The organism is Ferrimonas balearica, assembly GCF_019802085.1.
GTDB classification, from domain to species: Bacteria; Pseudomonadota; Gammaproteobacteria; order Enterobacterales; family Shewanellaceae; genus Ferrimonas; species Ferrimonas balearica_B.
Genome location: NZ_JAHVHV010000002.1, coordinates 69,524 through 84,241, shown reverse-complemented (window position 1 = coordinate 84,241; position 14,718 = coordinate 69,524). Strand labels below are relative to the sequence as shown.

General features: G+C 64.3%; 8 protein-coding genes. 2 read left to right on the top strand and 6 right to left on the bottom strand.

The genetic code is table 11. The annotated features are described in order from the left end of the window. Window positions 1-4: 4 nt before the first annotated feature. On the bottom strand, window positions 5-1,069 hold the full coding sequence (gene hemE, locus KUV81_RS08520; RefSeq protein WP_222543442.1) for a uroporphyrinogen decarboxylase: 1,065 nt from the start codon (window positions 1,067-1,069) through the stop codon (window positions 5-7). A 389-nt stretch (window positions 1,070-1,458) separates the two neighbouring features. On the opposite strand from hemE, the gene rsd reads away from it, so the two are divergent. Further along, window positions 1,459-1,935, top strand: a complete 477-nt coding sequence (gene rsd / locus KUV81_RS08515; RefSeq protein WP_222543441.1) for a sigma D regulator — start codon at window positions 1,459-1,461, stop codon at window positions 1,933-1,935. A gap of 89 nt (window positions 1,936-2,024) precedes the next feature. Here rsd and acnB read toward each other — a convergent pair whose 3' ends face one another. Both acnB and KUV81_RS08505 read right to left on the bottom strand, forming a co-directional pair. After that, window positions 2,025-4,619, bottom strand: a complete 2,595-nt coding sequence (acnB, locus tag KUV81_RS08510; RefSeq protein WP_222543440.1) for a bifunctional aconitate hydratase 2/2-methylisocitrate dehydratase — start codon at window positions 4,617-4,619, stop codon at window positions 2,025-2,027. Between the two features lie 272 nt (window positions 4,620-4,891). Further along, the gene (locus KUV81_RS08505) at window positions 4,892-5,941 is read right to left on the bottom strand and encodes a DUF4382 domain-containing protein (protein WP_222543439.1); all 1,050 of its coding nucleotides are present in this window, start codon (window positions 5,939-5,941) and stop codon (window positions 4,892-4,894) included. A 141-nt stretch (window positions 5,942-6,082) separates the two neighbouring features. On the opposite strand from KUV81_RS08505, the gene hxpB reads away from it, so the two are divergent. Further along, window positions 6,083-6,748, top strand: coding sequence for a hexitol phosphatase HxpB (gene hxpB / locus KUV81_RS08500; protein ID WP_222543438.1), 666 nt, complete (start codon window positions 6,083-6,085; stop codon window positions 6,746-6,748). Here hxpB and KUV81_RS08495 read toward each other — a convergent pair. The 3 genes from KUV81_RS08495 to aceF all read right to left on the bottom strand — a co-directional run bounded on the left by KUV81_RS08495 (window position 6,732) and on the right by aceF (window position 14,715). Beyond that, window positions 6,732-11,144 carry an EAL domain-containing protein gene (locus KUV81_RS08495; RefSeq protein WP_222543437.1) on the bottom strand — a complete coding sequence of 1,471 codons (4,413 nt, stop codon included), beginning with the start codon at window positions 11,142-11,144 and terminating at the stop codon, window positions 6,732-6,734. The genes hxpB and KUV81_RS08495 overlap by 17 nt on opposite strands. Window positions 11,145-11,270: 126 nt before the next feature. Then, the gene (gene lpdA, locus KUV81_RS08490) at window positions 11,271-12,701 is read right to left on the bottom strand and encodes a dihydrolipoyl dehydrogenase (protein ID WP_222543436.1); all 1,431 of its coding nucleotides are present in this window, start codon (window positions 12,699-12,701) and stop codon (window positions 11,271-11,273) included. 112 nt (window positions 12,702-12,813) lie between these two features. Further along, window positions 12,814-14,715 carry a pyruvate dehydrogenase complex dihydrolipoyllysine-residue acetyltransferase gene (gene aceF, locus KUV81_RS08485; protein ID WP_222543435.1) on the bottom strand — a complete coding sequence of 634 codons (1,902 nt, stop codon included), beginning with the start codon at window positions 14,713-14,715 and terminating at the stop codon, window positions 12,814-12,816. Window positions 14,716-14,718: the final 3 nt, after the last annotated feature.

Here is a 14,718-nt window from a genome sequence, read left to right as displayed (position 1 = left end):
GCGCTTACTTGTGGTATTTGCGGGACTGCTCGTGCACGGCCTTGATGAAGGCACCGGCGTGCTCCGGATCGGCGTGCTGGTGGATGCCGTGACCCAGGTTGAAGACGTGGCCGTTACCGTGGCCAAACTCGCCCAGGATGCGCTCCACTTCCTCTTCGATGCGGGGCACCGGGGCGTACAGCATGGAGGGATCCATGTTGCCCTGCAGGGCCACCTTGTCGCCCACACGGGCGCGGGCGTCTTTGACGTCCACGGTCCAGTCCAGGCCCACGGCATCACAACCGGTGGCGGCGATGTCTTCCAGCCACTGGCCGCCGCCTTTGGTGAACAGCACCACCGGCACCTTGCGACCGTCGTGGTCACGGATCAGGCCGTCGACGATCTTGTGCATGTAGCGCAGGGAGAACTCACGGTAGGCCGGGCCAGACAGCGCGCCGCCCCAGGTGTCGAAGATCTGCACCGCCTGAGCGCCGGCTTTGATCTGGGCGTTCAGGTAGACGATGACGGAGTCCGCCAGCTTGTCCAGCAGCAGATGCATGGTGGCCGGCTCTGCAAAGGCCATCTTCTTGATCTTGGCGAAGTCCTTGGAGCTGCCGCCTTCAACCATGTAGGTGGCCAGGGTCCAGGGGCTGCCGGAGAAGCCGATCAGCGGAACTTCGCCTTTCAGCTCGCGACGGATGGTGCGCACCGCGTCCATCACGTAACGCAACTCGCCTTCCGGATCCGGGATCGGCAGCTTCTCGATGGTGGCCTTGTTGTCGGCCAGAGTCTGGAAGCGCGGACCTTCACCGGTCTCGAAGTAGAGACCCAGGCCCATGGCATCGGGGATGGTCAGGATGTCAGAGAACAGGATGGCCGCGTCCAGGGGGAAGCGACGCAGCGGCTGCAGGGTCACTTCGCAGGCCAGCTCGGGGTTCTTACACAGGCTCATAAAGTCGCCGGCTTCGGCGCGGGTGGCGCGGTATTCCGGCAGGTAGCGGCCGGCCTGACGCATCATCCAAACCGGAGTGACATCCACTGGCTGACGCAGCAGGGCCCGCAGGTAACGATCGTTTTTCAGTTCTGACATCAAGTTCATCCCTTACGCATCAATACGCAACACAAAATTTCGGGCCATTGTAGCACCGCCTCCGAGGATTGATACGAAGCGAGCGTGAGCCGCCCCACAAATCGGTGCAATCCTCATCAATGGATAGTTGTATGCAAAAATTTGCACTCCCAGATCGCCTTTGGTATAACAATACCGCGCTAGCAAAACGAAGTAAGAAGCTCACGCGAGTGAGCCCGCAACACCCAATCTTGAGCCCTGTCGCTTTTGCGACAGGGTTTTTTATTGCCCGCTCCCCCCCTCGCCAGAAGAATACTCCGACCAGTGTTAAAAAACCGTTGATCCCAAGGCCATCCCTTACTTAAATTGGAAGAACACGAATGAGAGTTGGCTTGCAAGGGGATGGTGCCATGCTGACAAAACTAGAACGGGCCGTGGACGCTTGGGGAGGCTCCAACAAGCTGATTGACCACTGGCTGGAGAGCCGCAGACAGCTGTTGATCCACTACTGCCAACTGGCGGGTCTCCCGCCCTACGAAGCCGACACGGGCACCCTGCCCGACGAAGACAACATCAAGCAGTTCTGTAACCTGCTGGTGGATTACGTCTCCGAAGGCCACTTCGAGGTGTACGATCAGGTGGCCTCCGCCTGCGAACGCCACGGCGAGCAGTCCCGGGCCCTGGCCCACAGCCTGCTGCCCAAGATCAGCCACAGCACCGACTCGGCGCTGGATTTCAACGACAAGTACACCAACGGCGTCAATGAAGAGGTGCTGATGGAGCTGGACCAGGACCTGTCGCACCTGGGACAGAAGATGGAGGAGCGCTTCGAGCTGGAGGACCGCCTGCTGGAAACCCTGTTTGAACGCCACAGCGAAGCCAGCTAGTCCGACAGGCCAAGCTCGAACCCGGCGCCGGTTTCCCCACAGACAAAAAAACGCCCCGCAGTTGCGGGGCGTTTTTGTTGCTGCCGAGTTTAGGCCGGCTGCTGCAGGATCACCTCACCGGCGGGCTTGGTGTACTGCTCCATCAGGTGGAAGTTCAGGTAGCGGTAGGTGTCCGCCGCCTGGGCATCGATGGTCTTGGCGTACTCCAGGTACTCCGGCACCGTGGGCAGCTTGCCCAGGATGGAGGCCACCGCTGCCAGCTCCGCCGAGGCCAGGTAGACGTTGGCACCGGTCCCCAGACGGTTGGGGAAGTTACGGGTGGAGGTGGAGACCACGGAGGCGCCGTCGGCCACCCGGGCCTGGTTGCCCATGCACAGGGAGCAGCCCGGCTGCTCGGTGCGGGCGCCCACCCGGCCGTAGATGCCGTAGTAGCCTTCGTCGATCAGCTGCTGCTGATCCATCTTGGTCGGCGGTGCCACCCAGAGGCGGGTCGGCAGGGCGCCCTTGTGCTTGTCCAGCAGTTTACCGGCGGCCCGGAAGTGACCGATGTTGGTCATGCAGGAACCGATGAACACCTCGTCGATGTCGTCGCCCTGGACCTCGGACAGCAGGCGAGCGTCGTCGGGATCGTTCGGCGCACAGAGGATGGGCTCCTTGATCTGGGCCAGATCAATCTCGATCACCTCGGTGTACTCGGCGTCGGCGTCGGCTTGCATCAGCTCCGGGTTGGCCAGCCAGGCTTCCATCGCCTGGATGCGACGCTCGATGGTGCGACGATCGCCGTAACCGCTGGCGATCATCCACTTGAGCATCACGATGTTGGACTGCAGGTACTCGGCGATGGAGTCCTCGGACAGCTTGATGGTACAGCCAGCTGCGGAGCGCTCGGCGGAGGCGTCGGACAGCTCGAAGGCTTGCTCAACGGTGAGGGTCTCGAGCCCTTCAATCTCCAGTACGCGACCGGAGAAAATGTTCTTCTTGCCCTTCTTCTCTACGGTCAGCAGGCCCTGCTGGATGGCGTAGTAGGGGATGGCGTGAACCAGGTCACGCAGGGTGATCCCCGGCTGCATCTCACCCTTGAAGCGCACCAGTACGGATTCCGGCATGTCCAGCGGCATCACGCCGGTGGCGGCAGCGAAGGCCACCAGGCCGGAGCCGGCGGGGAAGGAGATCCCCAGCGGGAAGCGGGTGTGGGAGTCGCCGCCGGTGCCCACGGTGTCGGGCAGCAGCATTCGGTTCAGCCAGGAGTGGATCACACCGTCGCCGGGACGCAGGGAGACGCCGCCGCGGTTCATGATGAAGTCCGGCAGGGTGGCGTGGGTGTTCACGTCCACCGGCTTGGGGTAGGCGGAGGTGTGGCAGAAGGACTGCATGGTCAGGTCGGCGGAGAAGCCCAGACAAGCCAGGTCTTTCAGCTCGTCCCGGGTCATGGGGCCGGTGGTGTCCTGGGAGCCCACGGTGGTCATCTTCGGCTCGCAGTACTGGCCGGGGCGCACGCCCTCGACGCCACAGGCCTTGCCCACCATCTTCTGGGCCAGGGTGTAACCCTTGCCGGTGTCGGCCACGTCGACCGGGCGACGGAACACCTCGGAAGGGGCCAGGCCCAGGGTCTCACGGGCCTTGTCGGTCAGGCCACGGCCGATGATCAGCGGGATCCGGCCGCCGGCGCGCACTTCGTCCAGCAGCACATCGGTTTTCAGTTCGAACTCGGAGATCACCTCACCGGCTTCGTTCTTCACCACGCCCTGGTAGGGGTAGACGGTGATGACGTCGCCCATGGCCATCTGCTCCACCGGCATCTCGATGGGCAGGGCGCCGGCGTCTTCCATGGTGTTGAAGAAGATGGGGGCGATCTTGCCGCCGAAGCAGAAGCCGCCGCCGCGCTTGTTGGGCACGCCCGGCAGGTCGTCCCCCATAAACCACAGCACGGAGTTGGTGGCGGATTTACGGGAGGAGCCAGTGCCGACCACGTCGCCCACGTAGACCAGCGGGTGGCCCTTCTGCTTGAGCTGTTCGATGGTGCTGATGGGGCCCACCACACCCGGCTCATCCGGGGTGATGCCATCGCGGGCGGTCTTGAGCATCGCCAGGGCGTGCAGCGGGATGTCCGGGCGGGACCAGGCATCCGGGGCCGGGGAGAGGTCGTCGGTGTTGGTTTCACCGGGCACCTTGAACACGGTCAGGGTGATGGACTCCGCCAGTTTCGGCTTGCTGATGAACCACTCGGCATCGGCCCAGGATTGCAGCACCTGCTTGGCGTGGGCGTTGCCGCCGTTGGCCAGCTCCACCACGTCGTGGAAGGCGTCGAACATCAGCAGGGTGTGGGACAGGGCCTTGGCCGCCAGGGGGGCCAGGGGCTCGTGACCCAGCAGCTTGATCAGCGGCTCGATGTTGTAGCCACCCTGCATGGTGCCCAGCAGCTCGGTGGCACGCTCGGCGGAGATCAGGGGGCTTTTGGCCTCACCGGTGGTGAGGGCGGCCAGGAAGCTCGCCTTGACGTAGGCGGCTTCGTCCACGCCCGGCGGGATGCGGTTTTCCAGCAGATCGACCAAGGTGGCCTCTTCACCGGCGGGGGGATTCTTCAGCAGTTCGACCAGGTCACTGGTCTGTTGGGCGTCCAGGGGCTTGGGCACAATGCCCTGGGCGGCACGTTCTGCGACGTGTTCACGGTAGGCTTCTAACACGACTCACTTCCTCTCTTGCTGGCAGGCTCACATACAAGCTGCACGTCCTGTGAACGGATGTGGCAATTCGGCATGGTTGTGTGACGCACGCCACATCTTGGGTGCCCGCAGTATAGCGATCTTGCGCACGCTTTTAAATCGGCCTGACCGAATCGAAGTCAAACTCGGGGCCGATTTACACCAAAGTCGTAGCCAATTGAGGGGCAACCGTTTCGAACCGACCCATAAACCCAAAAAGGGGGCCCGCAGGCCCCCTTTTCTCGACGTGCCCCTTACTCTTCGGGGGTGTCGATGAGATCGTAGGTGGAAGTGGTGCCGGCCACCACTTCGGCGTTCTCCGGTGAGGCGAAGGAGAGGAAGAAGGGGCCTTCCACGTCCTGGTCACCGTTGGGCGCCTGGGGATCGTCGTTGTGGGCGGTGCAGGTATAGCCCAGGCTGTAGTTGCCTTCATCCAGGAAGCCAAACTCGTAGAAGTAGGTGCCTGCCAGCTCCTCTTCGCCCTCGGTCACCCGGGAGGCGCCCAGCGGGGCCACCTTGCCCTCCTCCTGCTCGCCATCGCGGAAGTCACCCATCTGCTCCAGGGTGGTGTCCGCCGGGTAGAGGTAGACCGCCTCGGCGAAGGTGGAGCCGGCAACGGCCACTTCACAGGCCAGGCGCACGCTGTCGGTGTCGACGCTGCCGCGCAGGTTGCCCACGCCCTCCACGTGCACCAGCTCATAGCCGGTGGGCTTCAGGGTCCAGTCGTCGCTGCTCCCCCGGGGCGGCTGCAGCACCTTCATCAGGTCCATCTCCAGCACCAGGAAGTTGTCGCCCGGGTTCAGGGTGAACTGCTTGTTGACGAACAGGCGGCCGGTGTCATCACCGTCATCGGGCTTGAAGCCGGCGCAGGCGCCGTTGGAGTTGCTCTTCAGGCCGTAGTCCATGTCGTCGGTGGCCACGTAGGAGCTCTCGCGGCTGCCGTCGCCGTCCTGGATGTAGATGCACATCTTGTAGTCGCCGGCGGTCAGCTCACCCTGGTCTTCGAACAGCAACGCGGTGTCGCTGCCCTGGTAGTCCAGCAGATCGATCTGGCGCCACTCGCTGCTCTCGTCGTCGTTGTCCACGCCGATGAAGTGCTCCACCTCGCCCTCTTCCACGTCACCGTCATCGGAGACGCGCTTGAGGCCCACCTCTTTAAAGGCGATCACCACCTCGTTGGCATCGGCCGGGTTATCGGACACGCCCAGGGTCAGGCGGGCGGGTTCTTCAGAAGAACCGTCACTGCCACAGGCGGCCAACAGGCCAATCAATGAAGCAGCAACCAAGGTTTTTTGCAGTTTCATCTCGTACTCCCCTACATCGGTAAGCAAATTTTTTGGGTAGGCAGTAAAGTGTAGGAGTTCCGTCTCTCGGTTGCCCATCTGTTCCCGAACAGGCGACCCACCCAAGTTTAGAATTCAATTCAAGCGGTACCTTTTGACACAATGGCCCAGCAATTAAAAGCGGTAATTTTCGATATGGATGGGGTTTTGATCGATTCAGAGCCCTATTGGCAGCAGGCCGAGCTTCAGGTGTTTTCTGAACTTGGTGTGCCCTTAACCTTTGAAGACACACTGAAAACTCAGGGCCTCAGAATCGATAAGGTGGTGGAGTACTGGTACTGGCGCCACCCCTGGGACGGGCCCGGCATCGACAGCACAAGTGATGAGATTTTGACCAGAGTGGCAACCCTGGTGGCCGAGCAGGGCGAAGCCCTGGCGGGGGTGCACAGCGCCATCGCCGCCATCCGCAGTCAGGGCCTGGCCCTGGGACTGGCCACCTCCTCACCGAGCCGGCTGATCGCCGCGGTGCTTGCCCGACTGGGGTTGACCGACACCTTCGACGCCACGCTGTCGGCGGAGCACCTGCCCCACGGCAAACCCCACCCCCAGGTCTACCTGGACGCGGCGGCAGCCCTGGGCGTGGCGGCCACGGAGTGCCTGGCCATCGAGGACTCCTTTAACGGTCTGCTGTCGGCCAAGTCTGCCCAGATGCGGGCCCTGGCGATCCCGGATGCCCACCACCAGGACGACCCCCGCTTTGTCATCGCCGACCATCGCCTGCCCAGCCTGGTGGCGCTGACCCCCGAGTGGCTCAACGCCCTCGACTGACTGCGGTGCCGGCCGTCGTCGGTCGGCCTTCGTTGAACTCCTGCAGCCACAGGCAGCAGGCCTCGGCGTTCATCGGTCGGGCGTAGAGGAAGCCCTGCATGCGCAAGCAGCCCTGCTGACGCAAGAACGCCTCCTGCTCGACGGTTTCCACTCCCTCGGCCACCACCTGCAGTCCCAGGTTGCGACCCAGATCCAGGATGCTTCGGGTGATGGCGCCGTTGGTTGGGTTGCCGGGCAGATCCTGGACGAAGGAGCGGTCGATCTTCAGTGCATCGACGGCAAACTGGCTTAAGTAGGCCAGTGAGGAGTAACCGGTGCCAAAGTCGTCCACCGCCACCGACACCCCAAGCCGGCGCAGCGCCCGCAGGTGGCCCCGGGCCAGGCTGACCTGCTTCATCAGCACCCCTTCGGTGATCTCCAGGCACAGCTGATTGGCGGGCATCCCCGTCTCCTTAAGTACGCGGGAGACGAACTCCACGTAATCGGGCTGACGGAAGTGACTGGCGGAGACGTTCACCGACAACCGGGCCCCCTCCCCCAGCCCCCAGCGGACGAAGCTCTGACAGGCCTGGCGCAGGGCCCAGCGGTCGAGTTGGACGATGATGCCACTGGATTCGGCCAGGCTGATAAAGGTGTCCGGGGCCACCGGCCCGTTGTCCTCGTCGTACCAGCGCAGCAGCGCCTCGACCCCGATCACCCGGCCGTTTTGCAGGTCCAGTTGCGGCTGGTAGTGCAGCTCGAGGCGGTCGGACTCCAGGGCCTGACGCAGGGCGTTCTCCAGCTCCAGCTGATAGGTGGCCTGGGCGTTGCGCTGCTGGCTGTAGAAACAGACCCGGCCCCGACCCTCCTCCTTGGCGTGGTACATCGCCAGGTCCGCATGGCGGATCAGGGTCTCCGGTTGGTCGGCGTCGGTGGGCCAGCAGGCCACCCCGACGCTGGTGGAGACGTAGAACACCTGCCCCTCCACCTCGAACGGCTGGGCGATGGCGCTCAGGATCTTTTGCCCCAGCACCTCAAGGTCCCGTTTGTCCTGGTAACGTCGAACCAGCACGATGAACTCGTCCCCGCCGAACCGGCACAACAACTCATGCTCGCCCATCAGTCCGCTGAGTCGACGCGCCGCCTCGATCAGCAGGCCATCCCCGGTGGAGTGGCCGTAGGTGTCGTTGATGTGCTTGAAGCGGTCCAGATCCAGGAACATCAGCGCCATGGGCCCGCCCAGGGCGCCGCGCTGCTCAATCGCCTCCACCAGGCGGTTGTTGAACTGGCTGCGGTTGGGCAGTCCGGTGAGGGGATCAAAGTCCGCCAGGCGGCGCAGTTCCAGCTCGGTGCGCTTGCGTTCGGTGATGTCGGAGAACAGCGCCACCAGATGGCGGGCGTTGTCCCCCATGGGGCTGATGTTGAGCCACACCGGCACCTGGTTGGCTCCGCTGCCCTGCAGCAGCACTTCGCCCTGCCAGTTGGACGCCCCCTGGCAGATCGCCTCCAGCTGCGGCCCCTGGTTGGCGAACCAGTAGTGCTGGAAGCGGGCCCCCATGATGCGGGTCCGGGGGGTGGCCAGGATCATCTCCGCCGCCGGGTTGCAGCCCTGGACCACCAGTTGATGGTCCAGGATCACCACCCCTTCGGAGGTGTTTTCGATGGCCTGGGCGTAGAGACCGTGCTCCTCCTCCAAGCGACGGTGGGCGGTCATGTCGGTGTAGATCCCCACCACCCGCCGGGCCTGGCCGTTGCGTTCGTCCCGGTCCACCGCCTTGCCGGCGGCCCAGATCCAGCGCCAGCGGCCCTTGTGATCGGCCTGGCGGTATTCGATGTCGTAGTGTTCCGACAGCCCCAGGTAGTGCTCCCGCCACGCCCGCCACACCCGCAGACGGTCGTCCGGGTGGATGGTCATCTCGCTCATCTCCAACAACTGGGTGTCTTCGATGTCCCCCAGGCAGCGCTGGCGATTGTCCAGACGGAAACGGTTGCTGGCCTTGTCCCACTCCCAGGTGTCGGAGCGGCCGGCACTCAGGGCCAGGTGCAGGCGCTGACGGCTCTGGCTGAGCTGGGCGTTGACCTGACGCACCCGGTCCATCTGGCGCTGGCGCTGCACCAGCCCCGCCAGCAGCAGCATCAACAAGAGCGTGCCGCCCAGCAGCATCGCCACTTCGCTTTGCCACCAGCGCTGCTGCACCACAAACTCCACCCGGCTGGGCACCGGCGACCAGATCCCCTGCTGGATGCCGTACAGCTCCAGCTGGTAGAGGCCGGGGCGCAGGCCGCTGAAGGTGAGCTGATCGTCCTGGAAGACGTCGATTAGCTCCCCCTTCACGCCGTTGTAGTTCAGGCGGTAGCGGTAAGGCTTGGGATGAAAATCCAGCTGCCGGTTGCTGGCAAAGCGCAGGGTCAGCAGGCGGTAATCCGGGCCCACCGCCAGGGACTCCCCCTCGGGGCGCAGCGACAGCTGGCGCTCTCCGTCCTGGTAGTGCACCTCCATCGCTTCGATCATCGGCCGCTCGTCGCGCTCTTCGTGCACCATGCGCTCTACGTCCAGGGTCACCATGCCCCGCACGCCGCCGATCATCAGGCCCAGCTCCGGCCGGAAGAGCACGGCGCCTTCGTTCAGATCGTTGACCGCCAGGCCATCGAACTGGTCGAAGCCCACCAGTTCATGGCGCAGCGGATCCACCACGAAGAGGTTGCGGGTGCAGCCCAGCACCAGGCGATGATCCAGGGCCACGCCGAAATAGGGGCTGTCGCAGTCCAGCTGCCACTCGTCGGTCAGATCGCGAAACTCCTGCCAGCGGGGATCGTAGTGCCAGATCCCGCGGCCAAAGCTGCCAAACCAGATCCCGCCCCCGGGCTGGGGCAGCAGAAGGCTGATGGAGTGTTTGCGCTCCCCCGCCGGCAGCTGCTGAAGCACCGACTCGACGGGGCCGTCGGGGTCCTGGTAGGCCAGCAGGTTGTCGCCCCCGAGCCAGAGTCGACCGTCCTCGGTTCGGGCCAGGTTGCGCACCCCGTACAGGGGCTCGCCATTCACCTCGAACACTTCACTGTGCTGACGCTGCGGCCACCAGCGGTAGAGGTGCTTGTCGGTGATAATCCAAAGGCTGTCGCCATCGGGGATCAGGTTAAACACCATGCGGTGGCTGAGATCCGGCAGGCCCTGCTCGGCAAAGGGGCGGGCCTGGAAGCTGGCCAGATCCACCCGGTAGAGCCCCTCGCTGGTGGCGGCCAGCAAGGCTTCCTCCCCCTGCGGCACCACGGCAAACACCGCCCCGGCATCGCGCATCCCCGGCAGGGAGATGTGGCCGGAGTCGCCGCTGTCGAGATCCACCCACTGCAGGGCGCCGTCGGTGGCCAGGAAGCGGCGTGGGCCGTCGGCGTGGATCCCCCAGACCATCTCGCTGGTCAGGCCGGGATAGCGATCCTGGTTGATCTGTTCGGTGACAAAGGGGGCCGTGTGACGGTAGCCCACCAGCCCCTCGTAGCTGCTGATGATCCACACCTGGCCCCGGGAGTCGACCTCCAGGGCAAAGAGGGACTCCATGCGGTAGGAGGCATCCAGGCCGAGGGACACCGTCCGGGGTTCGGCGGCGCCCTGAGGCCAGTGCCAGAGATCGTCGCGCCCCAGCAGCCACAGTCCCCCACGGCCATCGCTTTCGACATCGCGAAACGCGCGGGCCACCGCCGGCTGGGGCATCACCTCACCGCGCTCGGTGTCCAGCTGATAGAGGCCGCTGTAGCTGGCCAGCCAAAGCCGACCCTCGCCATCCTGGGCCATGGCCCGCAGCTCCCCCAGCTGCGCCGGCCAGAGGTTCTCCCGGGGCCCGATGACCTGGTCGTCCATCCGCACCAGTTGGTGACGACTCATGGCCCAGAGGCTGTCTCTATCGTCCCGCAACAGCTGGCGCCAGTGTTGTTGGGGGGGCATCTGACCCAAGGCATCGTACTGGGTCAGCTCCGGGTCCAGGCGAAACAGAGCGCCCTCCTCGGAGATGAACCAGATGCTGCCGTGGCGGTCCTGGTAGAAGCGGCGGGTGGTGGTGAATTCCGGCAATCCGAGCAGGGTTTCCAGGTTGTGCACCTGGTTGACCCGGATGTCGTAGAGGTAGAGGTGACTGTCGGTGGCCACCAGCATGCGGTGATCCGCCAGCGGCAGCAGGGCCTGGATAAAGCTTTCGTTGAACAGGTAGCGGGCGCCTTGCTGGTCTATCCGTCGCAGGCGCCGGTCGGTCAGCCGGTAGAGGCCGTCCTCTGTGCCGATCCACATCAGCCCGTCCTGATCCTCCGCCAGTGCCAGCACGGTCTGGTTGGACAGCCCCTGCTCGGCATTGACCAGCCGAATCGCCGACGCCCTGGCCGGCGCGACACTCTGCAGCAGGCACAGCAACAGCAGCAGAAAGAAGCGCATGAAACCCGTTCCCTGATTTGTTGTTATTTTTTTGTCGCAAACACTCTACGTGATCCCGGCGGCAGTGTCAGCGAAGGGGCAACAAAAAAGGCGGCCCGGGGGCCGCCTTTGTCGCGAGGGTTACCCTCACTTTTTCTTCTTGGCTTTGGGGTTCGGCAGGTCGGTGATGGACCCTTCGTACACCTCGGCGGCCAGGCCCACGGACTCGTGCAGCGTCGGGTGCGCGTGGATGGTCAGCGCCAGATCTTCCGCGTCGCAGCCCATCTCGATGGCCAGGCCAATTTCGCCCAGCAGCTCACCGGCGTTGGTGCCGGCCACGGCCCCACCGATGATGCGGTGGCTCTCCTTGTCGAAGATCAGCTTGGTCATGCCGTCGGCGGCGTCGGAGGCGATGGCCCGGCCGCTGGCCGCCCAGGGGAAGGTGGCGGTCTCGTAGTTCAGACCCTGCGCCTTGGCTTCCTTCTCGGTCAGACCCACCCAGGCGATCTCCGGATCGGTGTAGGCGATGGAGGGGATCACTTTCGGGTCGAAGTAGTGCTTCTTACCGGCGATCACCTCGGCCGCCACGTGGCCTTCGTGCACCCCTTTGTGCGCCAGCATGGGCTGACCCACGATGTCGCCGATGGCGTAGATGTTGGGCACGTTGGTGCGCAGCTGCTTGTCGACGTTGATGAAGCCGCGCTCATCGACGTTAACGCCGGCGTGCTCGGCGCCCAGCGACTTGCCGTTGGGGGTACGGCCGATGGCCACCAGAACGGCGTCATAGCGCTGAGGCTCGGCCGGGGCCTTCTTGCCCTCCATGGAGACGTAGATCCCGTCCTCCTTGGCTTCCACGGCGGTCACCTTGGTCTCCAGCATGAACTTGAACTTCTTGTTCATGCGCTTGGTGAACACCCGCACCACGTCTTTGTCGGCGGCGGGGATCACTTGATCCAGCATCTCCACCACGTCCACTTCGGAACCCAGGGCCTTGTACACGGTGCCCATCTCCAGGCCGATGATGCCACCGCCCATGATCAGCAGGCGCTCCGGCACCTCTTTGAGTTCCAGCGCGTCGGTGGAATCCCAGATCCGCGGGTCTTCATGAGGAATGAAGGGCAGCTCGATGGGGCGGGAACCGGCGGCAATGATGGCGTTGTCGAACTTGACGGTAGTGACGCTGCCATCTTCGGCGGTCACGTCGATGCTGTTGGCACCGGTGAACTGGCCCTTGCCGTTCACGACCTTCACTTTACGCATCTTGGCCATGCCGCCCAGGCCACCGGTCAGCTGACCGATCACCTTCTCTTTGTGGGCACGGATCTTGTCCAGATCGATGCTCGGCTCGCCGAAGCTCACGCCGTGGTCGGCCATGATCTTGGCTTCGTCGATCACCTTGGCGATGTGCAGCAGCGCCTTGGAGGGGATGCACCCCACATTCAGGCACACCCCACCCAGGGTGCTGTAGCGTTCGATGATGACGGTTTCCAGGCCCAGATCCGCGGCGCGGAATGCGGCAGAGTAGCCTGCGGGGCCAGCGCCGAGTACGACGACCTGAGTCTTGATCTCGTTGCTCATGATGTTCCTCTGATTATTCTGTATTCCGTTGGGGGCGAGCGCATTGTACTGCTGCCCCCAATCAAACAAAAGGAAAACAAAAGGCCGATCACAAAATCGGCCTTTATGGGAGTTACAGCACCAGTTTGCGAATGTCGCTCAGGTAGCTGGCCAGGGTACTGGAGAAGCGCGCACCGTCCGCCCCATCGATGACCCGGTGGTCATAGGACAGGGAGAGCGGCAGGGTCAGACGCGGAGCGAACTCCTTGCCGTTCCACTTGGGCTTCATCTCCGATTTGGACACCCCGAGGATGGCCACTTCCGGCGCATTGACGATGGGGGTGAAGGCGGTGCCGCCGATGCCCCCCAGGCTGGAGATGGTGAAGCAGCCGCCCTGCATGTCCGCGGCGGTCAGCTTGCCGGCGCGGGCCTTCTTGGAGATGGCCATCAGCTCCTCGGACAGCTCGTAGATCCCCTTCTGGTCGACGTCGCGCACCACGGGCACCACCAGGCCGTTGGGGGTGTCCACCGCCACGCCAATGTGAATGTACTTCTTGAGCACCACGCTCTCGCCGTCTTCGGACAGGGAGGCGCAGAACTGGGGCAGATCCGCCAGGGTCTTGGCGACGGCTTTCAGGATGAACACCAGCGGGGTGATCTTGAAGCCCAGCTCCTGTTTGGCCACCACGGCGTTCTGTTCCTTGCGGAACGCCTCCAGCTCGGTGATGTCCGCATCGTCAAACTGGGTGACGTGGGGGATCATCGCCCAGTTGCGGGCCAGGTTGGCGCCGGAGATCTTCTTGATCCGGGACAGCGGCTTGACTTCGACCTCGCCAAACTTGGCAAAGTCCACCTTGGGCCAGGGCAGCAGATCCAGGCCACCACCGTGCTTGCCAGCCGGGGCCACGGCACCGGATTGCACCTGGGCCAGGGCGGCCTTGACGTAGGCGTTGACGTCCTCTTTGAGGATGCGGTTCTTACGCCCGGTGCCCTTCACCTTGGACAGGTCGACCCCCAGCTCCCGGGCCATGCGGCGGATCACCGGGGTGGCGTAGGCGTAGGCGCTGTTCTCGATAAAGCCGGTGCTGGACTCCACGGTGGCCACCTTGCCGGAGTCGGCGGGCGCCGACGGCGGCGGCAGGCGATCCTCGGACTTGGTGGAGGCCGGTTGCGCAGCCGCCGGGGCGGCGCCGGCCACTTCAAACTCCATGATGATGGAGCCGGTGGAGACCTTGTCGCCCACCTGGACGCTGATCCCTTTGACAGTACCGGCGACGGGCGCGGGCACCTCCATGGAGGCCTTGTCGCCCTCCACGGTGATGAGGGACTGCTCCTCGACGATGCTCTCGCCCACCGCCACCAGCACTTCGGTGACTTCGACTTCGTCGCCGCCGATGTCCGGTACGGCGATGCTCTGCACGCTGAGGGTGGCAGGAGCGGACGGGGCTTGGGGCGCCGGGGCTTCGGGCGCCGCTGCGGCAGCCGGCGTGGTGGTGGCCACGGCTACGCCGCCCACCTCAAACTCCATGATGATGGCGCCGGTGGCGACCTTGTCACCCACCTTGATGCTGATCGCCTTGACGGTGCCGGCAAAGGGCGCGGGCACCTCCATGGAGGCCTTGTCGCCCTCCACGGTGATGAGGGATTGCTCCTCCTCCACCACGTCACCCACCTTGACCAGCAGCTCGGTGACCTCCACCTCGTCGTCACCGATGTCCGGCACGGCCACGCTCTGGACACTGGTGGCCGCGGCGGCAGCGGCCGGCGCTTCTGTCTGGGGGGCGGCATCGGCCGGGGCATCGCCTGCGGCCTCGAACAGCATGATGAGGCTGCCGGTGGCGACCTTGTCGCCCACCGCCACTTTAATGGCCTTCACCACACCGGCGGCGCTGGCCGGCACCTCCATGGAGGCCTTGTCGCCCTCCACGGAGATCAGGGACTGTTCCTCTTCAACGCGGTCGCCCACTTTGACCAGGATCTCGGTCACCTCAACTTCATCGGCACCAATGTCGGGTACGTTGATTTCAATAGTCATGAT